Here is a 24708-nt window from a genome sequence, read left to right as displayed (position 1 = left end):
TCCGGAGGTCACGGGGGTGCATCAATCCGAAACCTCCGCTTCACCCTGTTGACTTATGGCGGAAACAGCGCTTTTCTCTGTTGCATCAAGTTTGAAAGCGGCCGACTGTGACGGTTTCCCGCAACGGGAGGTCGCCCCCGGGGGCTCGTCGATCGAGATCGGAGACACCTCTCCCTCGAACAGCCCCCGGGCCCCGCAGCCCCGGCCGGCGATCACGACGACGGCCCACCCCGAACCCCATCGCACGTGCCCCACTGGTCGCCCGGTGCGACCCGTCCAAGCAAAGGGATCGACATGCTCACTCACCACCACCGCCGTCCCGCAGCCGCCGCGGCTCTGGGCCTGGCCACGATGCTCGTCCTGTCCGCCTGCTCCAGCGGCCAGGAGGCGGTCGGCGGGGCTGCGGACGTGGGGAAGGTCGACGGAAAGATCTCCCTGACCTATCTGCAGAAGCAGGGCGACCAGGAGTACTTCATCGGCGAGGCCGCCGGCGCCAAGGCGAAGGCGAGCGAGCTGGGCATCGACCTGAAGGTGGTGAACCTGGGCAACGACGCCAACAAGACGGTGAGCGAGGCCCAGGCGGCGATCTCCCAGAAGAGCAACGGGCTGATCGTGGTCGTTCCCGACCCGGCCGTCGGACCCCAGGTCGTCCAGCTGGCCAAGAGCAGCAAGGTGGCGCTCCTGACGTCGGACGACCAGATCTGCAGCACCGGCCCCGACCCCGCCGCCTGCGGCGGCGACGACCTGGTGCCCCGCATCGGCTTCAGCGGCGAGCAGATGGGTGGGGAGGTCGGCAAGCGGGCCGCCGAGGAGTTCAAGAAGGCCGGCTGGAACCCGGCCGAGACGCGCACGATATCCGCCTGGAAGCAGGACGTCACCGTCTGCACCGACCGTGTCAACGCCTCGAAGAAGGCGTTCGCCGAGGCCGCCGGTACGCCGGTGCAGAACATCGACGTGCCGACGGACAACTCCCCGACGGGAGCGCAGGACAAGATCGCCGCCACGATCACCGCCAACGCCTCCGTGAAGCACTGGGTGGTCTGGGGCTGCAACGACGAGAACGTACAGGGCGGCGTCACCGCCTTGGAAAACGCCGGCTTCAAGGCCGACAACGTGATCGGCGTGGGCCTCGGCGCCTATCTCGCCTGCAAGAACTGGAGCTCCGGCAAGCCGTCCGGCATGAAGGCGGCGCTCTTCATCAACGGCAAGGACGTCGGCGCCCTGGCCGTGCAGACCATGTTCGACAAGCTCAAGAACGGCAAGGACTTCCCCAAGGAAGCCTTCGCCCCGACCAAGATGGTCGACGCCTCCAACTGGAAGGACGCGGGCGTCACCTGCGGCTGATGCCGAGCCCCGGCCCGGGGGCGGGTGCGGCACCAGCCGCAGCGGCAGCCGTACCCGCCCCGGTCCCCACCACCGCCGACCGGCAGCGTCGCCGGCACGAACGCACCACGTAACCCCAGCTTGCGAGGCCCCTATGACCACAGCCGGTACAGAGCCACCCGCCTCCGCCCAGGACCCCGGTGAAGAAGTCTCCGTCGAGAACATCACCAAGCGCTTCGGTGCGGTGCAGGCGCTCAGCGGCGTCACGCTCACCTTCCCCCGGGGCCGGGTGACGGCCCTCATGGGAGAGAACGGCGCGGGCAAGTCGACCCTTCTGAAGATCCTCACCGGTGACCACCAGCCCACCGAGGGGAACATCCTCTGGGGCGGACGTCCGCGGAACCTGGCGTCACCGCACGACGCCCACAAGGCCGGGATCCGCATCATCCCCCAGGAACCCGAGATCATCCCGCACGTCTCGGTCGCCGAGAACGTGTACGCGGGGGCCCTGCCGCGCCGCGCGGGGCGCCGTCTCGACCGCGCCGAACTGCGCCGACGCATCACGGCGGACCTGGTCCGGCTCGGTTTCGAGAAGGTGATCCACCCCGATCAGCTGGGGTCCGAACTCACCCCCGCACAACGCCAGTTGGTGGAGATCCTGCGGGCCCTGACGGGTGATGCCAAGGTCATAGCCTTTGACGAGCCCACCTCCTCCCTCTCCGAGAACGAGGTCGAGGCACTCTTCGGCCTGATCGACCGGCTCCGGGACCAGGGCATCGCCGTCATCTACGTCTCCCACCGCATGAAGGAGATCTTCCGCCTCGCCGACCGCATCGCGGTGCTGCGGGACGGCGCGGTCGCCGGCGTGCTGGAAGCCCGCAACACCAACGAGGGCGAGGTCGTCCGCCTGATGGTCGGGCGTGACTTGTCCTCCCTGTTCGTGCGACAGGACGTCGCACGCGACGAGGTGGTCCTGCAACTGGAAGGCGTCACCACGGACGACGTCCGTGACATCGACCTCCAGGTCCGGGCCGGTGAGGTGGTCGCCCTGGCCGGACTGATGGGCGCCGGACGGTCCGAGCTCGCCCTCGCCCTCGCCGGCGACCGGCCCGTCCGATCGGGGAGCATCCGCGTGAACGGCGTGCCGCTGCGTCTGCGCAGCCCCCGGGACGCGATCCGCGCGAGCATCGGTCTCGCCCCCGAGGAACGCAAGGCCCAGGCGCTCTTCCTGCACCGCTCCATCCGGGACAACACCTCCCTGGTGAGCCTGGACCGGCTGCGCCGCTGGCGCTTCGTCCAGAGCCGCCAGGAGAAGGCGGTGGCTCAGGACTTCTCCGACCGCCTCCGGGTGCGCACCCCCTCGATCGAACACGAGGTGCGCAAACTGTCGGGCGGCAACCAGCAGAAGGTCGTGCTCGCCCGGTGGCTGCTGCGCAAGCCCAAGGTACTGATCCTGGACGAGCCGACGCGCGGGATCGACATCGGAGCCAAGGCCGAGATCTACCGCATCATCGCCGACCTCGCCCGGGAGGGGGTCGCCCTGCTGGTGATCTCCTCCGAACTCCCCGAGGTCCTGGGGCTCGCCGACCGGATCGTCGTGATGCAGAACGGTCGCATCACCGGCGAGCTCGACCGGTCGTCGGCCACGGAGGAAGCCATCCTCAACCTCGCCATGGCCGACGACCTCGCTCCCGTCGCATCCGACCGACCGCTCACCGACTCCGCCGATGGAGACGCTCGATGACCACCACCCAGACGCCGGCCACCACCGAGAACCTCCCCGCCCCGGCGCGGAAGACCGGCGGAGCACTGCTCTCCTCGCTCGGCGGGCAGAACCTCAGCCTGATCGGCGCCCTCGTCCTCGTCCTGGCCCTGTTCGGGGTCCTGAACGACAACTACCTCAGCCTCGCCAACATCCAGGTCATCGGCGAGGCGGCGACGATCACGGGCCTGCTCGCCATCGTGCAGACCGTCGTGATCATCTGCGGAGGGCTCGACATCTCCGTCGGCTCCCAGGCCGGCCTGGCCTCCGTCGTGAGCGCCATGGTCTTCACGTCCGGCGGATCCAACCCCTACCTGGGGATGGCCGCCGCGATCGGCATCGGCATCCTCGTCGGCGTGGTCAACGGCATGGCCATCGTCTACGGCCGGGTCAACCCCACCATCGCCACGCTCGCGGGCCTGGCCGCCTACAAGGGCGTGGCCCAGCTCATCTCCGGCGGTCGCGCGCAGGGTTACGTCCTCAACGACCCCTTCTTCGTGTTCCTCGGCCGGGGAAAGATCGCCGGGGTACCGGTCATGATCTGGATCCTGGCGGTCGTGGCCCTCGCGGTGCACGTGATGCTGAAGTACACGGACATAGGCCGCAACATCTACGCGATCGGCGGCAACGACACCGCGGCGCGCCTGGCGGGCATCAACATCAACAAGTACCTGGTCGCCGTCTACGCGCTCATCGGCGTGGTCGCGGCGGTCGCCGGCATCCTGCTCACCGCGCGGACCGGTTCGGGGCAGCCCGTCTCGGGCAGTGAGGGCCTCGAACTCAAGGCCATCACGGCGGCAGCGCTCGGCGGCTGTGCCCTCAAGGGAGGCAAGGGAGGCATCGGCGGCACGCTCCTGGCCGTGGCACTGCTCGGCGCCCTGGAGAACGGGCTGACCGTCCAGGGCATCAACACCTTCTGGCAGAACGTCGCCCAGGGTGCACTCCTCGTCGGCGCCGTCGTCATCCAGCAGCGCCGCAGCGGCGAACGGGCCGTGGGACTGCCCCACTGACCGGGCGCGCACGACGGTGGTGCGCGCTCCGTGGGATGAGGCCCGCCCGAACGGGCGGGCCTTGCCGGGCCAGAGGCGTCTGCAGTGTGAAACCGGAGCAATCGCACGGGGCGGGGAGATCGAATGAAGCCTTTCGGTACGCGCTGCCCCCGATTTCCCGCTGAGCCGAGGAGGCACATCCCGGCAAATCCGTACTTGGGTACGCCGGTTCGGCGACCGGGCCCCGTGAACCCCCTGCCCACCCTTATTGGATGCGGTGTACAATTGATCTCTGTCGGGAATTCGCGTGAGATCAACGGGTGGGACTGTGACGGAGTCGGCGCCGCTGGCGGCCCAGCGGCGAGAAGTGATCCTCGATACCGTGCGCCGCAAGGGGGCGGTGCGCGTGGCCGCACTCGTCGAGCAGCTCGGCGTGTCCGACATGACCATCCGCCGAGACCTGGACGTGCTCGCCAAGGCCGGGTCGGTCGAGAAGGTGCACGGCGGGGCGGTCAGCACCTCGGGCACCACGTCCGACGAGCCCGGGTTCGAGACCAAGTCCACCCTGCAATCCGCGGCCAAGGCCGCGGTCGCCGAAGCGGCTGCCCGGCTGGTGCAGCCCGGCAGCGTCGTGGCGATCTCCGGCGGGACGACGACGTACGCCGTCGCACACCGTCTGCGCGACATCGCGGGGCTGACCGTGGTGACCAATTCCCTGCCCGTCGCGGAGCTGTTGCGCTCCACCGGACCGGAGGACGGTTCCGCCGGCCCGACCCTGCTGGTCACGGGCGGGGCCCCCACCAAATCCGCCTCCCTGGTCGGGCCATTGGCGGACCAGGCGATCCGTTCCCTCCAGGTCGATCTCCTCATCGTCGGCGCACACGGCGTTTCCGAGCGCGCCGGCGTGACCACTCCGAACCTCGCGGAGGCGGAGACCAACCGCACCTTGATCTCCGCCGCTACGAGGCTGGCCGTCGTGGCCGATCACAGCAAGTGGGGCGTCGTCGGCCTGAGCCGGTTCGCCGTCCTGTCGGACATCGACTACTTCGTGTCCGACGACGGTCTGGCCGAGGAGGCGCGCACCGCCCTCGGAGAGCAGGTCGGCCGCCTGATCCTGGCGGACACGCAGGGGGCGTGAGCCTGCCCTCGGCAGGCCGGAGCCGACCGATTCCGCCACCGGCTTCGCGGCAGCGCCGATCCGTTCGTGCCACCGGATTCGGGATGTCCGACGGCTTCGCGACGTAGTCGTCGGGCGTGCTTCGTATCGGGCGCCGTGCCCGCTTCCACCTCGCGATGATTTCAGGGCCAAAGCGGCATTTCCGTGTGCCTGCGCGGGGTGACGGATTTGGCCAGGGGCCGTGCCCGTTTCGGGCAATTGCGCAGGGAAGGTCCCACCCGAAAGGGCGTGTGGAATCCATCTCTTGACGCATTCACCGGCGTGACGCGAGGCATTCGCCGACATCTTGGTCGCACATGAGAAATGGCGCCGTGTTCCGGCCGCGGCAGTCGAGCGACACGACGTGGGGCACGGCGAGGGTGTCCGGGCGTGCCGATGACGAGGTGCTCCTCCCGGGCGCGGCCGGCACCGGAAGAACCGCCGGCTCGCGTGCGGGTCGATCCGCAACCGGCCCGGCGAACGCATGCGTTGACTTTAGTTGCTTTCTGTTTATTGTTGTCGGTGTATGGCTTGCCGCTGGCTGCCGTACCGTACTCCGAGAGACGGGCGCGTTTCCGTGAAGAGAACCACGACGAAGCTCGCGGACGGTCGCGAGCTGATCTACTACGACCTCGACGAGAGCGCCGAGCGCGACACGGTCGACCGGCGTGCTCCGGAGCCCGTCGACAGTCAACCCGAGCTTCGCCTGGACCTGGCCACCGGCGACTGGGTCACGATCGCCTCCCACCGGCAGGGACGTGTCCACCATCCGCCGACCGACGCGTGCCCCCTGTGCCCCTCCGGGGGCGGGCACCACAGCGAGATACCGGCGGCGCAGTACGAGGTGGCCGTGTTCGAGAACCGCTTCCCCTCCTTGGCGGGGCGCTTCGGACGCTGCGAAGTCGTGTGCTTCACGCCCGAACACGGAGCCAGCTTCGCCGACCTGACCGAGGACCGGGCACGGCTCGTGCTCGACGCCTGGACGGACCGCACCGAGCGCCTGTCATCCGTGCCCGGCGTGGAGCAGGTGTACTGCTTCGAGAACCGCGGCGCGGAGATCGGCGTCACCCTCGCGCACCCGCACGGTCAGATCTACGCCTTTCCCTTCGTCCCGCCGCGGACCGCCAAGATGATCGCCGTCGCCGGCACGCACCGGTCCGTCACCGGCGGAAACCTCTTCGAGGACCTGCTGGCCGAGGCCCGCGCCGCCACCGCGCGCGTGGTCCTGACGGGGGAGCACTGGACGGCCTTCGTCCCCTACGCCGCCCGCTGGCCGTACGAGGTGCACCTCTATCCCCATCGCCGCGTCCCCGACCTCACCCACCTCACCGAGGCCGAGCGCGCCGAGTTCCCCGCGATGTACCTGGACCTGCTGCGCCGGTTCGACCGGCTGTTCCGTCAGGAGGGGGAGGCCGCACAGGCGGCTCCCACCCCGTACATCTCCGCATGGCACCAGGCGCCCAAGACCGGCGGCCAGGAACTGGCCCTGCACCTTGAGCTGTTCACGGTCCGCCGGTCGGCGGACAAGCTCAAGTTCCTCGCGGGGGTGGAGTCCGGAATGGATTCCTTCGTGAACGACATCGCCCCGGAGGACGCGGCCCGGCGGCTTCGGGAGGCCGCGTCATGAGCAGGTACCTCGTCACCGGCGGCGCGGGCTACATCGGCAGCGTGGTCGCGGCCCGGCTCCTGGCGGCCGGCCACGACGTAACGGTGCTCGACGACCTGACGACCGGCGTGCTCGCAGCGGTCCCGGAGAAGGCCGACCTCGTCGTCGGCGGGGTGGCGCAGGCCGCCGCGGTCCTGGACGCCGGATACGCCGGGGTGCTGCACTTCGCCGCCTCCTCACAGGTGGCGGAATCCGTGCGTGACCCGGAGAAGTACTGGCGCAACAACGTGGCGGGCTCGCTGGAACTGATCGCCGCCATGCGCCGGGCCGGCGTGGGCACCCTGGTGTTCTCCTCCACCGCGGCCGTGTACGGGGAACCCGAGCAGGTGCCGATCACGGAGCACGCCAGGACCTCGCCGACCAGTCCCTACGGCGCGACCAAGCTCGCCGTCGACCACTTGATCACCGGAGAGGCCGCAGCCCACGGGCTGGCCGCCGTGTCCCTGCGGTACTTCAACGTCGCCGGCGCCCACGCGGGCCGGGGCGAGCGCCACCACCCCGAGTCGCACCTCATTCCGCTCCTCCTCCAGGTGGCCCTCGGACGGCGCTCGCACATCGACGTCCACGGCGATGACCACCCCACGCGCGACGGCACCTGTGTACGCGACTACATCCACGTCGCCGACCTCGCCGAGGCCCACCTCCTTGCCCTGGAGGCAGCTCGTCCCGGTGAACACCTGATCTGCAACCTGGGCAACGGCCAAGGCTTCACCGTCCGAGAAGTGATCGAATCCGTCCGACGGGTCACGGGGCATGCGATCCCGGAGGTCGTCGGCCCGCGCCGCCCCGGTGATCCGGCGGTCCTCATCGCGTCGGCGGACCGTGCGCGCGAGCGCCTCGGCTGGCGGCCCCTCCGCACCGGCCTGGATTCCGTCGTGGCGGACGCCTATGCCTTCGCACAGGAGGTGACCCCGTGAGGGAGGCGTTCCGGCGCATCTACGGCACGGACCCGGAGGGTGTCTGGGCAGCGCCCGGCCGGGTCAACCTGATCGGTGAGCACACCGACTACAACGACGGGTTCGCGCTGCCCATCGCCATTCCCCAGCACACGCTGGTCGCGGCGCGGCGGCGCCAGGACGGCCGCCTGCGGCTGCACAGCGCCCAGGGCGACGGCCCGGTCACCGACCTCGACCTCGCCCGTCTCACCCCCGGTGCCGTCACCACCTGGGCCGCCTACCCGGCGGGGGTCGTCTGGGCGCTGCTGGAGGCCGGACACCGGATCGGGGGCGCCGACCTGCACATCGAGAGCACGGTCCCCACCGGCGCGGGCCTGTCGTCCTCCGCCGCGCTCGAATGCGCGGTCGCCTTCGCCTACAAAGATCTGTACGGGCTGGGTCTGAGCGCGCCCGCTCTCGCACTGCTCGCCCAGCGGGCGGAGAACGGATTCGCGGGCGTACCGTGCGGAGCCATGGACCAGTTGGCCTCCGCCTGTTGCGCCGCCGGCGCGGCCCTCCACCTGGACATCCGCGCCGGTGCCCACGAGCAGGTCCCGTTCGACCCGCAGGCACACGGGATGAGCCTGCTGGTCGTCGACACCCGCGTGAAGCACGACCTCGGGGACGGATCGTACGCGGCTCTGCGTACCGGGTGCGAGGAGGCCGCCCGCCGGCTCGGGCTGGCGGCACTGCGCGACCTCACGCCCGCGGACCTGCCCCGCGCCGCGCGGACCCTTCCGGCGCACCTGGTGCCGCTGGTCCGGCACGTCGTGACGGAGAACGGACGGGTCGCCGAGGCGGTTTCCCACCTTCGGGCCGGGCACGTGGCGGCGCTGGGACCGATCCTCACGGCCGGCCATGCCTCGCTGCGCGACGACTACAGGATCTCCTGTGCGGAGAGCGACCTGGTGGTGGACACGGCTCTGGCACACGGAGCGCTCGGGGCGCGCATGACCGGTGGCGGCTTCGGCGGCTCGGTCATCGTGCTCGTGCGGGAGGGCCGGTTGGAGGCCGTCCGCCGCGCCGTCACCGCTGCGTTCCGTGCGGCCGGCCACCAGGATCCGGACCTCTTCCCCGTGTCCCCGGCCGCCGGCGCCCGGCGCATCGCATGAGAACCCGGTGAGGCCCGGGCCCCGCGACGTAGACTGTCCGTTTGTGAGGAACGCCGTGCCATTTTGACGGCGCACACGGACGGCGCACAGAGAAGCGGGGACGAGAAGCGTGACCGAGGCAGCACGTCTTGCACCCCAGCGGAGGGCTGTGATCCTCGACATCGTGCGCCGCGACGGTGCCGTACGCGTGGCTGATCTCGTCGAACAGCTGGGCGTCTCCGACATGACCATCCGCCGTGACCTCGACGTGCTCGCCCGCACCGGCGCCCTGTCCAAGGTGCACGGAGGTGCCATCAGCGCATCCGCCACCACGGGTGACGAGCCGGCCTTCGAAACCAAAGCCGGTCTGGAGTCGCGGGCCAAGTCGGCGGTGGCCGAGGCGGCCTCCGCTCTCGTGAAACCGGGCAGTGTCGTCGCGATCTCCGGCGGGACCACGTCCTACGCGGTGGCCGCCCGGCTGGGGGACGTGTCCGGCCTGACGGTGGTGACCAACTCCCTGCCGGTCGCCCAGCTGCTGCGGCCCACCGGGGCCGAGCTCAGCCCCGCGGGTCCCACGCTGCTCCTGACCGGTGGCGCTCCCACGAAATCGGCCTCCTTGGTCGGGCCCCTGGCGGATCAGGCGATCCGCTCCCTCCAGGTCGACCTGCTCATCATCGGCGCCCACGGCGTCTCCGAACGCGCCGGTGCGACCACGCCGAACCTCGCCGAAGCACAGACCAACCGCGCGCTGATCGACTGTGCCCATCAGGTGGCCGTGGTCGCGGACCACACCAAGTGGGGCGTCGTGGGTCTCAGCCGGTTCATCGCCCTCTCGGAGATCGACTACTTCGTCTCCGACGACGGCCTCGACGCCGAGGCGTGCTCCGTCCTGCGCGATTCGGTGGGTCAACTGATCCTGGGTACCACTCAGCCGTAGCGCACCCAGAGCGTGGTGCACACGGGGGACTTGCCATCTCACTGATGTTTACGCAAACATTCAGGAGTTGGCGACAGTTCCATGGCGCGATCAGCGCATCCCCGTTCAGCTGAGGAGCACGCGCATGCCCCTTCTCCAGATCGAACACGACGGATTCAGGCTCGACGGCGAGCCCTTCCGCATCCTCTCCGGCGGCCTGCACTACTTCCGGGTCCATCCCGACCTCTGGCGCGACCGGCTCCACAAGGCCCGCCTCATGGGGCTCAACACGGTGGAGACGTACGTACCGTGGAACCTCCACCAGCCGCGGCCCCACGAGTTCCGCATGGACGGCGGCCTCGATCTGCCCCGCTTCCTCGATCTCGCCGCCGCCGAGGGTCTGCACGTACTCCTGCGGCCCGGCCCGTACATCTGCGCCGAATGGGAAGGCGGCGGCCTGCCCGCATGGCTCCTGGCCGATCCCGCCATGAGGCTGCGCAGCCGCGACCCGAACTTCCTCGCCGCGGTCGACGACTACTTCAGCCGGCTCCTGCCCCCGCTGCGCGACCGGTTGGCCACCCGGGGCGGGCCGGTGCTCGCCGTACAGGTGGAGAACGAATACGGGGCGTACGGAGACGACACCGCCTACCTGCAGCACCTCGCGGAGTCCCTGAGCCACCACGGGGTCGACGTACCGCTCTTCACCTGCGACCAGCCCGCCGACCTGGAGCGGGGCGCCCTGCCCGGAGTGCTCGCCACCGCCAACTTCGGGAGCCGCTCCGCGCAGCACCTCGCCGCGCTGCGCAGCGCCCGGCCCTCCGGACCACTGCTCTGCACGGAGTTCTGGATCGGCTGGTTCGACCGCTGGGGAGCGAACCACGTCGTCCGCGGCGCGGAGCAGGCGTCCCACGAGCTGGACGAGCTGCTCGCGACCGGAGCCTCCGTGAACTTCTACATGTTCCACGGCGGCACGAACTTCGGTTTCATGAACGGCGCCAACGACAAGCACACCTACCGGCCGACCGTCACCTCCTACGACTACGACGCCCCCCTCGACGAGGCCGGCGATCCGACCGAGAAGTTCGGCGCCTTCCGCAAGGTCATCGCCAAATACGCGCCGGTGCCGACGGAGTTGCCGCCCGCACGCTCCCCGAAGTTCAGCCTGGAGACGGTGGAGCTGACCGAGAGCGCCGGCCTGCTGCGGAGCGCGCCGGCCCTTGGGGACCCGGTGGTCTCCGGCCGTCCCCTGACGATGGAGGAACTCCGCCAGGACTACGGATTCGTGCTGTACGAAGCCGATCTGCCGGATGCCGGACCGGCCTTGCTCGAACTGGAGCAGGTACGGGACCGTGCGCAGGTCTTCCTCGACGGCCAGCCCGTGGGGGTACTGGAGCGGGAGGGGCACGAGCACTGCCTCACCTTCACGGTCCCGCGGCCCGGCAGCGTCCTGACCGTCCTCGTCGAGAACCAGGGGCGCGTCAACTACGGCCAGGGCATTCACGACCGCAAGGGGCTGCTCGGTGGCGTCCTGCTGAACGGGGCCCCGCTCGACGTATGGACCAGCCGTCCGCTGCCGCTCACCTCGCTCGACGACGTCCCGTTCGGCACCGGGCGGGCCACACCGACCGGACCGGCCTTCTACCGCGGCACCTTCGAGGCGGACCGGACGGCCGACACCTTCCTCCACCTCGACGGGTGGACGAAGGGCAACGCCTGGGTCAACGGGTTCGCCCTCGGACGCTATTGGTCGCGCGGCCCGCAGCGCTCGCTGTACGTACCCGGCCCGGTGCTGCACGAGGGCGTGAACGAAGTCGTCGTCCTCGAACTGCATGCACCCGGCCGCGACAGGAAGGTCGCCTTCCGGGGCGTGCCCGACCTCGGGCCGGTGGAGGACTGACCGCCCCGGCGGCCGTGTGCGGCCGGGACCCACGTCGTGGGTTCGCGCGGCCGCACCGGTGCCGGGTCGGGACGGGGCGGGACGGGTGCGGGGCGGGGTCAGACGGCTGAGCGCCGCCACTTCTGGTTGTCGCCGCCGTTGCACGTCCACTGGACGAGGGGGGCGCCGTCGTTGCGCGACTGGTTGGTGACGTCGAGGCACTTGCCGCTGTGCTGGGCGACGAGCCGCATGCCGCTCGCGTCGGCCTGGGCCGGCTTCCACCTCTGTCCGGGGGTGTCGCCGCAGGTGGTCTGGATGACCTCGGCGCCGTCGTCGGGGGACGCGTCCCGGACCGCGAGGCACTTCCCGCTGTGGCGGAGCATGATCCGCACCGTGCCGGCTCCCGCGCCCTGGAACCACACCTGCTGGTTGACGCTGCCCGTCGCGCAGGTCCACTGGATCAGGCGGGCGCCGTCGCTCACCGACCAGTCGGCGGCGTCGGCACACTTGCCGCTGTGCAGGGCGGTCAGGGTGTTCCAGTCGCCGGTGCCCCGCACGGTGCCGGCTTCCGTCGAGACGATGATCTGCGGGTAGTAGTCCATCGACAGCGTGGTCTTGGTCGGGAACTTCAACGGGAGCCAGATGTACTGCGAGTCGTTGACCGTACCGCCCATGGAGTTGCCCCAGCGGTCGCCCATGTACAGGTAGTCGGTGACACCGGACGTGCCCTCGACGGGCAGCACGAAGGCCGTCTGCGAGCCGTAGGTCCTGCTGTCTCCGAGGTCGCGCAGCGAGCTCCAGGTGCCGGTGATGCTGGAGGCCGTGCCGTACTTCTGCTGGTTGGGGGACCAGCCTGTGGCGCCGGACGTCACCAGGAAGTAGACGCCGTCCCGTTTGAACATGGCCGGCGCCTCGCGCCACTGGCCGGCCCACAGCTTCTGCACCTGGCTCTCGATGCCGGTGTAGTCCGCGGTCAGGCGGTAGACGTGGAGGTCGGCGTTCTCGTTGGCGGCCGAGATCATGTAGCCGGTGCCGTCGGTGTCCACGAAGGTGGTGATGTCACGGGACATGTGGCCGAGCGGCCGGAAGCTCCCGCGCCACGTGTAGTTCCCGTCGACCGTGGCGGAGACGGCCACGGCGGCCTGGGCCTCGCTGTAGTCGGTGGCGCTGCCCTCCTTGTGCATCCACATGACGAACTGCTGCGTGGCGCGGTTGTACATCACCTTGGGACGCTCGATGTTGGCGGTGGCCAGCTGGGGGTCCGTGGCCTGGGAGAGGACGTGGCCGCGGAACTCCCACGTACTGAGGTCGAGGGAGCGGTACGCGGAGACGTACCTGAAGCTGTTGTCGGGATTCCGGTCCTCTCCGAACCAGTAGTAGTACTCCTCCACCTTGATGACCCCGCCGCCATGGGCGTGTACGGGCCGCCCGGCGGGATCGGTGAACTGCGTCGCGTTGGTGACGGTGACGGGCGCGGGTGAGGCCGCGGCGGTTCCGAGGCCGCCGAGGAGGCTCGCGAACAGGGCTGCCACGAGGGCGAACAGGACGGTGAGACGCGGGGGGTGACGGCGCATGGGTACCTCGTTGCTGGCTGGCGGGTGGGAGAGGTGGGTGCGGGTGCGGATGGGCGTGCCCGGCCGCGGAACCGGCGGGCATACGGACGGGCGCCAGTGAAGCGGGTGTTTCACCGCTGTGATGTTTACGTAAACATCCAGTGGTTGGCTGAGAGTCTGGGAGCCGCGCCGGGGCGTGTCAAGCATGCGGACGTGAATCGCCGCAACCGGGTCCGAGCGTCGGCCCCCCGGACAACTGCGGCAGTACCGGCCCGGGTTGAGCGGGTGCCTGAGCATCGGGCTCCTCGCGCCGCCCGTCCCGATGTGGGGGCGAGCGCGGTGGCGCGGCTTATTTTTCGGCCGGCGGTGGCAAGATGCTTGACGCTCCCGAGGGGGAGTGTCACGATCGCGCTAACGATGATTACGTAAACATCTCTCATCAGGTCCTGCCCCATGAGGCCGATTCCGGCCCCGGAGGCCGTCGCTTCCCTCCGTTGCGGACCTGTAGGTCACTGACGCAAGGACCCACCATGACGCTCCTGCCGGCACCGGCAAAAGCAGTCTCTCCACCCCGTTCCCGGTCACGCGGACGTCGCAACGCCCTCGTCGGCTGGGGGTTCGCCGGACCGTTCGCGGCGGTGTTCACCCTCGTCTTCCTGGCTCCGATCGGGTACGCCTTCTACCTCAGCCTGATGCGCGACCGCCTCATCGGGGGCACCTCCTTCGTCGGCGCTGACAACTACGTACAAGCGCTGAGCGATGCGCGGTTCTGGGAGGGATCGGCCCGAGTCGGGCTCTTCCTGCTCATCCAGGTGCCGCTCATGCTGGGGATCGCGTTGCTCGTCGCGCTCGCCATCGACAGCGGCCGGCTGTACGGCAAGGCCTTCTTCAGGGTGGCCGTCTTCCTGCCCTACGCCGTTCCGGCCGTGGTGGCCAGCCTGATGTGGGGGTTCATCTACGGCGCCAGGTTCGGCCTGGTGGGCAATCTGAACGACGCCTTCGGCCTCGCCCTGCCGGATCCGCTCTCCCCGTCCCTGGTGCTCGCCTCCATAGGAAACGTCGTGACCTGGGAGTTCGTCGGCTACAACACCCTGATCTTCTATGCCGCCCTGAAGGTGGTTCCGCGCTCGCTCTACGAAGCGGCGGCCATCGACGGAGCCGGGGAGTGGCGCATCGTCACCGCGATCAAACTGCCGGCCATCCGCAGCGCAGTGGTGATCGCGACGATCTTCTCGATCATCGGCAGCTTCCAGCTCTTCAACGAGCCCAACATCATGCAGAACCTCGCTCCCAACGCCATCACGAGCGACTACACCCCGAACTTGTACACGTACTCCCTGGCGTTCGCCGGGCAACAGCACAACTACGCGGCGACCATCGCCATCGTGATGGGCGTCTTCACCGCGGTCATCGCCTACGCGGTGCAGCTCCGCGGCATGCGGAAGGGCTGAGGACATGATCACGGACCCCACCGGCGACACGATGGAGCGCACCGTCCGCGACGCGGACGCGGGTACCGCTCCCGCCGCGTCGAAGCGGACCCGGGCCGCCGCGACGTCCGGAGCGGCGTCGCCGCGGCGCCGCCGGCCCCACACCCCTCTCAACCCCCGGCCCAGCATTCCGCTGACCCTGCTGACCGGGCTGGTCCTCGCCTACACCCTCCTTCCTCTCGTGTGGCTGGTCATCAATGCGACCAAGAACCAGGAAGACCTCCTCGACTCCTTCGGCCTGTGGCTCGGCAAGGACTTCCAGCTCTGGGACAACGTCTCCCGCACGCTGACCTACGACGACGGCGCCTTCGTCCGCTGGACGCTGAACACGCTGCTGTACGTCGCCGCCGGCGCGGGCGGCGCGACGCTGCTGGCCGTCCTCGGCGGATACGCGCTGGCCGTATACGAGTTCCCCGGCCGCCGTGCCGTCTTCGCCGTCGTCATCGGTGCCGTGGCCGTGCCCGGCACGGCACTCGCCGTGCCCACCTTCCTGATGTTCAGCGGCATGGGCCTGGCCAACACCCCCTGGGCGGTGATCATCCCGTCGCTCGTCTCGCCCTTCGGGCTCTACCTGATGTGGGTGTTCACCGCGGAAGCGGTACCCACCGAACTGCTCGAAGCCGCCCGCATCGACGGCGCGGGCGAGCTGCGCATCTTCTTTCGAATCGCCCTGCCGCTGCTGATGCCGGGAACGGTGACGGTGCTGCTCTTCTCCATGGTCGCGACCTGGAACAACTACTTCCTGCCGCTGATCATGATCAAGGATCCGGACTGGTACCCCCTCACCCTCGGCCTCAACGCGTGGAGCGCCCAGGCCAGGACCGCGGGCGGCGAGCCCGTCTTCGACCTCATCATCACGGGATCCCTGCTCACCATCGTTCCGATCGTGGCGCTCTTCCTCCTGCTCCAGCGCTACTGGCAGTCAGGTCTGGCCGCCGGCAGCGTCAAGGAGTGAAGAGCCCCGGCTCCGGCCTCGCCCCGACCCCCCTCATCCGCACACCGAATCAGGAGCTCCACCGATGAGAACGAAGAACCCCCGACGGATGTTCGCCGCCGTCGCCGCGACGTACGCCCTGGCCCTCGGTGCCACGGCCTGCGGTTCGCCGGACCAGGGAACCGACGGCAGCGCCAAGGACGTGGCGTCCGCACTCGAAGCCGGCGGCAAGGTGACGGTGTGGGCCTGGGAGCCGACCTTGAAGAAGGTGGCCGCCGACTTCGAGAAGAAGTATCCGAAGGTGGACGTCGAGCTCGTCAACGCGGGGACGGGTGACAAGCAGTACACGGCCCTGCAGAATGCCATCGCCGCCGGCTCGGGAGCCCCTGACGTGGCCCAGGTCGAGTACTACGCGGTCGGCCAGTTCGCCATCGGCAAGTCCCTGGAGGACCTCTCGGGCTACGGTGCGTCCGCCCACGACCGGGCCTTCACCACCGGTCCCTGGAGCGCGGTCAAGTACGGCAAGGGAATCTACGCCCTGCCCATGGACTCCGGACCCATGGCGCTGTTCTACAACAAGAAGGTCTTCGACCAGCACGGCATAGCCGTCCCCACGACCTGGGACGAGTACGTCGAAGCGGCGCGAGCCCTGCACAAGGCGGACCCGAAGCTCTACATCACGAACGACACCGGGGACGCGGGCGCCACCACCAGCCTGATCTGGCAGGCGGGCGGGCGCCCGTACAAGGTGGAGGGGACCGAAGTCGGCATCGACTTCGGTGACACGGGCACGGCCCGGTACACGGGGACCTGGCAGAAGCTGATCGACGAGCGACTGCTCGCGCCGGTCACCTCTTGGAGCGACGAGTGGTACAAGGGTCTGTCGGACGGCAGCATCGCCACCCTGTCCACAGGGGCTTGGATGCCCGCCAACTTCGTCTCGGGTGCACCGGCCGCGTCGGGGGACTGGCGCGTCGCGCCCCTCCCGCAGTGGACGAAGGGCGCCACGGTGGGCGCGGAGAACGGCGGCAGCTCCCTCGCCGTGCCGAAGGCCTCGAAGAACAAGGCGCTGGCCTATGCCTTCATCGAATACGCGACCACGGGAGCCGGGGCCACGGCCCGCGCTTCCGAGGGCGCCTTCCCCGCCACGCGTGCGGACCTGGAATCGCAGGCCTTCCTGGACACCCCGTTCCCCTACTTCGGGGGGCAGCAGGCCAACCGGATCCTGGCCGACGCGGCCCGGAACGTCGGCACGGGCTGGTCGTACCTGCCCTACCAGGTGTACGCGAACTCCGTCTTCAACGACACCGTGGGCAAGGCGTACGTCTCCTCGACGACCCTTGCGCAAGGGCTGGAGGCCTGGCGGGCGACCAGCGCCAAGTACGGCGCCGATCAAGGGTTCACCGTGACCGAGTAGTGCGCGGGCGGCGGGGGTCGGCGGCGGACGTGCCGCGCCTCCGCCGCCTTGTCTGCCATGCCCGGTCGTACGGCATGGCAGCATGCCGGCATCCCGGCATCCCGGCATCCCGGCATTACCGCCTGTTGAATTCTGTGCAGTTACTTTCGATTCTGATGGAAACTGGGCAGAATGGGGGCATGAGTCATCAACCCCGGCATGACCGCTACGCGTCCATGACCTACCGTCGCCCCGGCCACAGCGGGGTGCGGTTGCCCGCGGTCTCGCTGGGCCTGTGGCACAACTTCGGTGACACCCGGCCGTTGGAGGTGCAGCGTGCGGTGCTGCGCCGCGCCTTCGACCGGGGCGTCACGCATTTCGACCTGGCGAACAACTACGGGCCGCCGTACGGGAGTGCGGAACGCAACTTCGGCCGCCTGTTCGCGCAGGACCTCAAGCCGTACCGGGACGAGCTGTTCATCGCGTCCAAGGCCGGCTACGACATGTGGCCGGGGCCGTACGGGGACGGCGGCAGCCGCAAATACCTGCTGGCGAGCCTGGACCAGTCGCTGCGGCGGATGGGCCTGGAGTACGTGGACGTGTTCTATTCGCACCGCTACGATCCCGAGACCCCGCTCCGGGAGACGATGGGGGCGCTGCACACGGCGGTGCGCTCCGGCCGGGCGCTGTACGCCGGCATCTCCAACTATCCCGCCGAGCGGCACCGCGAGGCGGTGGAGATCCTGCGCGATCTGGGCACGCCCCTGCTGTTGAACCAGGCCCGCTATTCGATCCTCGACCGCGCGCCGGAGGGCGGGCTGCTGGACGCCGTGGGTGACACCCGAACGGGTCTGATCGCCTATTCGCCGCTGGCGCAGGGCCTGTTGACGCATCGCTACCTGTCCGGTGAGGTGCCCGCCGGGTCGCGTATGTCCGTCGGGCACTTCCTCAAGGAGGAGGCGCTGTCCGACTCCAAACTGGAGCGGTTGCGGACGCTGGCCAGGCTGGCGGAGCGGCGCGGGCAGAGTCTGGCGCAGCTGGCGCTTTCCTGGGTGCTGCGCGACGCGCGAGTGGTGTCGGTGATCATCGGTGCGAGCGGCGTGGCCCAGCTGGACCAGAACCTCGACGCGCTGAATGCCGGGCCGCTCTCGCGGGAGGAGCTGGCGGAGATCGACGTGGTGAGTCGCTGAGCCGGCCGCGACGGTGGGCGGGAGCCGGCGGCGATGGCGGTGTTGGGCCAGCGCATCGTCGACGAGATCGAGCCGATGTGTGGCCGAAGCCGGCGGGCTCGGGCGTGCGGTGCGGGGGCATCGTCCCAGCTCGGGCCCGAAGCCGGCCGAGGAGGCGGCGCCGCGCCCCCTTGACGCCAGGCTCCCGCAACGGACAGCCTGCTTCCGGCTCGTGGTTGATATTGTTCAAATGCGTTGGAGTATGGTCGCTTCCGCCGTGCCGGCGAAGCACGCCGCTCGCTCGGTAGCCGCGCTTCTCGGCCCGGCTCGCATCACCTGAGGTCAGCCAAGTTCGAGCCTGTCGACGTCCCCCAATGCCCCAGGAGGCACCCCATGGACAAGGCCACCCACCGCACCATCGCCGTCATGGCGGCGATGATCGGCATCACGCTGGGGCTCACCGGCCCGGCGGGCGCAGCGCCCCACACGCGACCGGCCGGCAACGCGTCGGCGGGCACGTTGGTCAGCAGGACCGGCACGTCCGTCACCGTCACCGCCGCAGTGGGCGTGAGCAACACGATCTCCTTATGGCGCACCGGAGACGTGATCCGGGTGAGGGACACGGGCGACTTCGTGGTCGGCACGGGAGGCTGCACGGCGGTCGGTGCCCATGAGGCCGTCTGCCCCGGAGCCGGCGGCCTCACCGAGCTCGTCGTCGACGCGGGCGACCAGTCCGACGACATCACGTCCTCTCTCGCGACTACGGGTGCGACGCTCACGGGCGGCTCGGGCGACGACAGCCTCTACGGCGGGGACGCGAACGACACGCTGGAAGGCGGTGAAGGCGCCGACTTCCTCTCCGGTGGAGCCGGTAACGACACCCTCATCGGCTCCAGCGGCCGGGACCGGATCCTCGGAGGCGACGGAAACGACTCGATCGAGGGCCGGAACGGCTCCGACTTCATCGACGCGGGCGCGGGCAACGACGTGGTCGACGGTGGCAACGGCAACGACCAGGTGACCGCCGGCCCCGGCAACGACTTCGTCGACGGGGGGACGGGCCGGGACAGCCTCGACGCCATCGACGGGATCGGCGGCAACGACCGCATCCAGGGCGGAGCACAGACCGACACCTGCCGAGCGGACCGGGGTGACAGCGTCACCGCGTGCCCGTGACGGGTCCGCACGAAAGCCCGGGACCAGTGTCGAGGGGTCGGGGTCCGCATCGTTCGGGACCCGCAGGCCCCGGCTGAACCGGTGTCCCGCCGGGGCGAGGACGTTCCCGGGACACGAGAGGGGCCCGAGCCGCGGGGCGACGGCTCGGGCCCTCGCTCACAGCACCACGAACGCGAACCAGGCCGCGCCCGGGGCGATCACGCACACGCCCGCGCCCCAGCGCAGCAGACCGCTGTACGTCTGCGTCCGCACGGGCTCCGGTGCATTGGCCACCACCAGGGCGCCGTTGGTGGAGAACGGGCTCGCGTCGACGATGGTGGACGCCGAGGCGAGCGCGATGACCAGGCCCGTGGCGGGGATGGAGCCCGAGGCGAGGAACGGGGCCGCGAGCGGCATCAGGGCGCCGAGGATGCCGGTGGTGGAGGCGAAGGCCGACACCACGCCGCCGACGTAGCAGATCAGCAGGGCGGCCAGCAGCGGGACACCGACCGCGGCGATCGTCTCGCCGAGGGAGTCGACGACCCCGAGCTTCTGCAGCAGGGCGATGTACGTGACGATCCCGCAGACCAGCAGCACGACCGGCCAGGCGATCTCCTTCGCGGCCCGCTGGGCCGTCGTGCGGAACACGACGGCCAGGGCCGCGGCCAGCGTGAGCGCGAGCAGGCCCGTGTCCAGCGAGAGGACGGTGGTGCCCAGGACCAGCAGCACCATCGCCACCAGAGTGGCCACCTGCTCGGCACCGAGTACCGGGTCCGGTGCCGCGGTGGAGTCCGCCTCCTGTGCCAGGGCGGGCGCCGTCCCGCGTCGGCGGCCGAAGACGAGCCATGTGATGAACGCGGCGGCCAGGTTGATGCCGAAGGTGCCCCCGAACAGGGCGGCGCCGTCGACGTGCAGGTGGTTCGCGGCGAGGGACGAGTGCACGATGCCGCCCAGGATCCCCGTCGGTGCGAAGCTGCCCGCGGCGGCCCCGTTCACGGCCATCAGCCCGGCGTACAGCGGGCTCATGCCGTTGCGCACGGCGAAGGTGATGCCGATGGGTGCCACGATCGCGACCGCCGCCGGGGAGGCCGCGCCGGTGGCGCACAGCAGGGTGGCGAGCAGGAACAGCAGCCATGGCACCACCGCGACGCGGTGGCCGGCGGCCCGGACCGCGGAGTGGACCAGCCAGTCCACCGTGCCGTTGGTGCGGGCGATGCCGAACAGGAAGGTGACGGCGACGAGCACGACGAACATGTCCGCCGGAAAACCCGCCAGCACCTCCTTGGCCGGGTGGCCGAGCCACACCACTCCGAGCAGGAAGGTGGCGGCCAGTGCGAGCACGCCCATGTTGAGGCCGGTGACGGAGGCCAGGACGAAGATGGTGGCCAGGACCAGCACGCCTATCAGTTCCGTGGACATGAGGTTCTTCCTTCGGGTGAGTGCTCAAGGGGCGTGTCGATCCAGGCGAGGACCGATGCGGTGTGCTCGCCCAGTGCCGGTACGGACCGCAGCCGTGCGGGGACGCGTCCGGCCACCGTGACGGGAGGTACGAGGCCGGTCAGTTCGCCGACCGGGCTGTCGAACGAGGCCCATCGGCCCCGTGCCCGGAGCTGGGTGTGCTCGCTGAACTCGCTCATGGTGCGCTGCCGCGCGTGCGCGATGCGTGCCTCGTCCAGCCTGGCCACGAGCTCGGCGGCGCTCAGGCCCTCGGTGGTGTCCCGCACGATGGCGTCGAGTTCCTCCCGGTGGGCGACGCGTTCGGCGTTGCCCAGGAACCGGGGGTCGTCCGCGAGGCGCGGCAGGCGGAGCACGACCCGGCAGAAGGCGTCCCACTCGTGGGCGTTCTGGAGGCCGAGCATCACGCTCTGCCCGTCGTCGGTGGGGAACGGGCCGTAGGGGGCGATGGTGGCGTGGCTGGCTCCGGTACGGGCGGGGGAGGTGCCGCCGTAGCGGGTGAAGTACTCGGCGTAGCCCATCCATTCGCCCAGTGCCTCCAGCATGGAGACCTCCAGCGTGGCTCCGCGGCCGGTGCGGGTGCGCTCCAGGAGCGCCGTGAGGATGCCGGAGTAGGCGTACATGCCCGCGCAGATGTCGGCGATGGACAGGCCCACCTTGGAGGGGCTCTGCGGGGTGCCGGTGATGGAGAGCAGCCCGGCCTCCGCCTGCACCAGCAGGTCGTAGGCCTTCCGTTCGCGGTGGGGGCCGGTGCTGCCGTATCCGGAGATGTCGCAGGTGATGAGTGTGGGGCGGCTCGGGGCGAGTTGTGCGCTGCCGATGCCGAGGCGGGCGGCGGCTCCGGGAGCGAGGTTCTGGACGAGGACGTCGGCCCGGTCGACGAGCGCCCGCAGTTGCCGGTTCCCCTCGGGCGAGCGCACGTCGAGCTGGACGCTCTCCTTGCCGCGGTTGAGCCACACGAAATGGCTCGACATGCCGCGCACGGTGCGGTCGTAACCGCGGGCCAGGTCTCCGGTGCCAGGGCGTTCGATCTTGATGACACGGGCGCCGAGATCGGCCAGCTGACGGGTCGCGAACGGTGCGGCGACCGCCTGTTCGAGGGAGACGACGACGAGGCCGCGCAGTGGTTGGTCCTCCGGTCCGTCGCAAGGTTCGTCGAGGCCGTGCGGGGGATGCGGCTCGGGCATGGAGTGCCTCCGGAGGACGGTCGGGGATGTGTGGGGAAACTGTCCGCCGTCCGTGAACCGGTGTGAAATGACGAAAGGAACGCCGCCTCATGCGCGCCGTGCATGGGACGAGACGACGGCAAAGTCATGCCCGCCGCGCATGGCGCATGACGCATTCGGTCATTTCACAACTCCGCGCGGCATTCCGAAGATGAGAGCATGACGAACGAGAACCTCAGCCGCCCCGACCCCCACCACCAGTACCGCGCCCCGGCAGGAGGCTGGCAGGGCCGCTACTTCGAGGACTTCGAGGTGGGGGACGTGTACCGGCACCCCCTCGGCCGGACCGTCCTGGAGACGGACAACTCGTGGATGACGCTCCTCACGCAGAACACCGCACCCCTGCACTTCGACCGGCACTACTCGGCGCAGACGGTGTGGGGCCGGCCCCTGGTCGACTCCACCTTCACGCTGGCCCTGGTGACCGGGCAGAGCGTCACGGACGTCTCCCAGCACGTGATGGCGAACCTGGGATGGGACCGGGTGCGCCTGCCGAACCCGGTGTTCGAAGGCGACACCATCTACTCGCAGTCGGAGGTGTTGTCCGCACGGGCCTCTTCCAGCAGGCCGGACGTCGGCATCGTCCGCGTGCGCACGATCGGATTCAACCAGGACGGCGTCATCGTCATCACCTTCGAGCGGACGCTCATGGTGTACCGGCGCGGGCAAGGGCCTTCGTTCGATGCCGTGCAGCCCGTGTGGGACGAGCGCTCCAGGGCCGCGGCGGGCCTCGACGGCTGACATGCCCGTCGCGCGGAGGGGAGCGGCGGGGAAGGGGCGCGGCACACGGACTCTGTTGGTTAATGCCTGGCCCCTCCGCGTGACGTTGGCCTTCACCGCCCTGTTGTGGGTGGTGAAGGCCAATTTCGCGTCCGGGGAGGGCGTCGGTGTCGTTGCGTGTGGTGGGGTTGGGGAAGATTCCGGCGGAGACCGAGCGGGTGGCGCGGATGGTGTGTCCTCGTGGTTCTTTCGCGATGAGGTTGCGGGACGAGTTCGGCGAGGTCTTCTCGGGGGAGGCGTTCGCCGTCCTGTATCCCGAGCGGGGGCGCCCTGCGGTCGCACCCGGGGTGTTAGCCCTGGTCACGGTGTTGCAGTTCGCCGAAGGGTTGTCTGACCGGCAGGCGGCGGACGCAGTGCGCACACGGATCGACTGGAAGTACGCGATCGGCCTGGAGCTGACTGACGCCGGGTTCGACTACTCGGTACTCAGCGAGTTCCGGTCCCGGCTGCTGGCAGGAGAGAAGGCCGGCGAGGTCTTCGACCTCGTCCTGCGGCTGGCCAGGGAACGGGGCCTGCTGAAGACAGCGGGGCGGCAGCGGACCGACTCCGCGAAAGTGCTGGGGGCGATCACGGGCCTGAACCGGCTGGCACTGGTCGGGGAGAGCCTGAGGGCTGCCCTGAACGCGATCACGGCCGTGGCGCCGGAATGGCTGGCCGGCAGGGTGGATCTGGAATGGTTCGACCGCTACGGCCACCGGGTCGAGGAGGCTCGGTTGCCCAAGAGTAGGGACAAGCAGCGCGCCTGGACGGTGCAGGTCGGCGCGGACGGTATGCGGTTGATGGCCGCGGTCTTCGCGCCTGACGCGCCACGCGAGGTGAGGATGCTTGGGCCGGTGGAGACCCTTCGGCAGGTCTGGGTGAAGAACTACCAGGTCAGTGAGGGTCAGGTGTGTTGGCGGGAGGAGAAAGACCTGCCGCCGGGAAGATTTCAGCCCTGTTCGCCCTACGACCTGGATGCCCGCCGAGGTTCCAAGGCCGGTTCCGGGTGGGCCGGCTATCTGATCCAGCTGACCGAGACCTGCGAGCCGGACGCGCCGAACCTGATCACGCACGTCGCGACCACCGACGCGTCAGTCAACGACTCCAAGATGACCCAGAGCATCCAGGCAGACCTGGCCGCCCGCGGGATGCTGCCCGCCATCCACCTGGCCGACGCAAACTACATCGACGGCAGCAACATCCTCGCCGCCGAGAACTGGGTGTCGAACTGCGGGACCAATTCAGAAGAACACCACGGTCCAGGCGAAAGGAAGGTTCGCGACCGACGCCTTCAGCGTCGACTGGAACCTCCAACAGGTGACGTGTCCCAACGGGGTCACCACCGGACAGTGGTATCCACGCACCAACTCCAGCGGCATTGAAGTCGTCCGGGTCCGCTTCCGTCACACCGAGTGTCGCCCCTGCCCCGACCTGCGTTCATGCGTCGGATCGGCCACCGGCCAGCGCCGCGAGATCATGTTGCGGCAGCACGACGAACACCACGCGATCAAGCAGAACCGCGCCGCCCAGCAATCCCACGAGTGGCGCGAACGCTACAAACAGCGCAACGGCATTGAGGCCACCGTCCCAAGGAGTACGCGCCTACGGCATGCGCCGGTCCCGCTACCGCGGCCAGCCCAAGACCCACCTTCAGCACTTATTCGCTGCCGCAGGGATGAACCTCTCACGGTTCAACCACTGGGCCAGCGGCACACCACGAATCGGCACCCGCATCTCCCGCTTCGAAGCGCTGAGGCCCACCGCCTGACGGCGACGGGCCTCACCCAAGGAGCCAGGCATCAACCAACAGGGCTGCCACTGCCTGGCGAAATGACGTTGAGCAGCGCCCCAAGAGTC

General features: G+C 69.6%; 18 protein-coding genes and 1 pseudogene. 16 read left to right on the top strand and 3 right to left on the bottom strand.

Annotated features, from left to right (window positions below; genetic code table 11):
• The first annotated feature begins 294 nt into the window (after positions 1-294).
• The 9 genes from AB0M92_RS20030 to AB0M92_RS19990 all read left to right on the top strand — a co-directional run bounded on the left by AB0M92_RS20030 (position 295) and on the right by AB0M92_RS19990 (position 11735).
• Positions 295-1344: a substrate-binding domain-containing protein gene (locus AB0M92_RS20030; RefSeq protein WP_366103566.1), complete on the top strand. Its 1050-nt coding sequence runs from the start codon at positions 295-297 to the stop codon at positions 1342-1344.
• Positions 1345-1477: 133 nt separating this feature from the next.
• Positions 1478-3067: a sugar ABC transporter ATP-binding protein gene (locus tag AB0M92_RS20025; protein WP_366103565.1), complete on the top strand. Its 1590-nt coding sequence runs from the start codon at positions 1478-1480 to the stop codon at positions 3065-3067.
• A complete protein-coding gene (locus tag AB0M92_RS20020) occupies positions 3064-4095 on the top strand; it encodes an ABC transporter permease (RefSeq protein WP_366103564.1) in 1032 nt (343 codons plus the stop codon). The genes AB0M92_RS20025 and AB0M92_RS20020 overlap by 4 nt, the downstream gene beginning before the upstream one ends.
• 307 nt (positions 4096-4402) lie before the next feature.
• A complete protein-coding gene (locus tag AB0M92_RS20015; RefSeq protein ID WP_366103562.1) occupies positions 4403-5212 on the top strand; it encodes a DeoR/GlpR family DNA-binding transcription regulator in 810 nt (269 codons plus the stop codon).
• Positions 5213-5807: 595 nt separating this feature from the next.
• The gene (gene galT, locus AB0M92_RS20010; protein ID WP_366103561.1) at positions 5808-6857 is read left to right on the top strand and encodes a galactose-1-phosphate uridylyltransferase; all 1050 of its coding nucleotides are present in this window, start codon (positions 5808-5810) and stop codon (positions 6855-6857) included.
• Positions 6854-7813, top strand: a complete 960-nt coding sequence (gene galE / locus AB0M92_RS20005) for a UDP-glucose 4-epimerase GalE (protein ID WP_366103560.1) — start codon at positions 6854-6856, stop codon at positions 7811-7813. The genes galT and galE overlap by 4 nt, the downstream gene beginning before the upstream one ends.
• A complete protein-coding gene (gene galK, locus AB0M92_RS20000; protein ID WP_366103559.1) occupies positions 7810-8943 on the top strand; it encodes a galactokinase in 1134 nt (377 codons plus the stop codon). Before galE ends, galK begins: the two co-directional genes overlap by 4 nt.
• A gap of 109 nt (positions 8944-9052) precedes the next feature.
• The gene (locus AB0M92_RS19995) at positions 9053-9859 is read left to right on the top strand and encodes a DeoR/GlpR family DNA-binding transcription regulator (protein WP_366103558.1); all 807 of its coding nucleotides are present in this window, start codon (positions 9053-9055) and stop codon (positions 9857-9859) included.
• Positions 9860-9983: 124 nt separating this feature from the next.
• Positions 9984-11735 (top strand): beta-galactosidase family protein, encoded by a 1752-nt coding sequence (locus tag AB0M92_RS19990; RefSeq protein WP_366103557.1) that lies wholly within the window; start codon positions 9984-9986, stop codon positions 11733-11735.
• A 98-nt stretch (positions 11736-11833) separates the two neighbouring features.
• Here AB0M92_RS19990 and AB0M92_RS19985 read toward each other — a convergent pair whose 3' ends face one another.
• Positions 11834-13288 carry an RICIN domain-containing protein gene (locus AB0M92_RS19985; protein WP_366103556.1) on the bottom strand — a complete coding sequence of 485 codons (1455 nt, stop codon included), beginning with the start codon at positions 13286-13288 and terminating at the stop codon, positions 11834-11836.
• 509 nt (positions 13289-13797) lie between these two features.
• Between AB0M92_RS19985 and AB0M92_RS19980 the strand changes: the two genes are divergently transcribed.
• From AB0M92_RS19980 to AB0M92_RS19960, 5 genes are all read left to right on the top strand, one after another.
• Positions 13798-14718, top strand: a complete 921-nt coding sequence (locus tag AB0M92_RS19980; protein ID WP_366103555.1) for a sugar ABC transporter permease — start codon at positions 13798-13800, stop codon at positions 14716-14718.
• 4 nt (positions 14719-14722) lie between these two features.
• On the top strand, positions 14723-15712 hold the full coding sequence (locus AB0M92_RS19975) for a carbohydrate ABC transporter permease (RefSeq protein ID WP_366103554.1): 990 nt from the start codon (positions 14723-14725) through the stop codon (positions 15710-15712).
• A 64-nt stretch (positions 15713-15776) separates the two neighbouring features.
• Positions 15777-17108, top strand: coding sequence for a sugar ABC transporter substrate-binding protein (locus AB0M92_RS19970; protein WP_366103553.1), 1332 nt, complete (start codon positions 15777-15779; stop codon positions 17106-17108).
• A 179-nt stretch (positions 17109-17287) separates the two neighbouring features.
• Positions 17288-18277 (top strand): aldo/keto reductase, encoded by a 990-nt coding sequence (locus AB0M92_RS19965; protein WP_366103552.1) that lies wholly within the window; start codon positions 17288-17290, stop codon positions 18275-18277.
• Between the two features lie 372 nt (positions 18278-18649).
• On the top strand, positions 18650-19432 hold the full coding sequence (locus tag AB0M92_RS19960) for a hypothetical protein (protein ID WP_366103551.1): 783 nt from the start codon (positions 18650-18652) through the stop codon (positions 19430-19432).
• 156 nt (positions 19433-19588) lie between these two features.
• Here the strand turns inward: AB0M92_RS19960 and AB0M92_RS19955 are convergent, their stop codons facing one another.
• Both AB0M92_RS19955 and AB0M92_RS19950 read right to left on the bottom strand, forming a co-directional pair.
• Positions 19589-20830, bottom strand: a complete 1242-nt coding sequence (locus AB0M92_RS19955) for an SLC13 family permease (RefSeq protein WP_366103550.1) — start codon at positions 20828-20830, stop codon at positions 19589-19591.
• Complete coding sequence (locus tag AB0M92_RS19950; protein ID WP_366103549.1) at positions 20815-22053, bottom strand: CaiB/BaiF CoA-transferase family protein; 1239 nt, start codon at positions 22051-22053, stop codon at positions 20815-20817. Before AB0M92_RS19950 ends, AB0M92_RS19955 begins: the two co-directional genes overlap by 16 nt.
• 198 nt (positions 22054-22251) lie before the next feature.
• Here AB0M92_RS19950 and AB0M92_RS19945 point away from each other — a divergent pair, with 198 nt between their 5' ends.
• Entirely contained in the window at positions 22252-22833 is a 582-nt protein-coding gene (locus tag AB0M92_RS19945) for a MaoC family dehydratase (RefSeq protein WP_366103547.1), read from the top strand.
• A gap of 146 nt (positions 22834-22979) precedes the next feature.
• Positions 22980-24619: pseudogene (locus AB0M92_RS19940) on the top strand (IS1182 family transposase).
• The last annotated feature ends 89 nt before the right edge of the window (positions 24620-24708 follow it).

The sequence above is a fragment of the Streptomyces sp. NPDC051582 genome (assembly GCF_040681715.1).
GTDB lineage: Bacteria > Actinomycetota > Actinomycetes > Streptomycetales > Streptomycetaceae > Streptomyces.
This window is presented reverse-complemented; position numbering and strand designations above follow the sequence as displayed.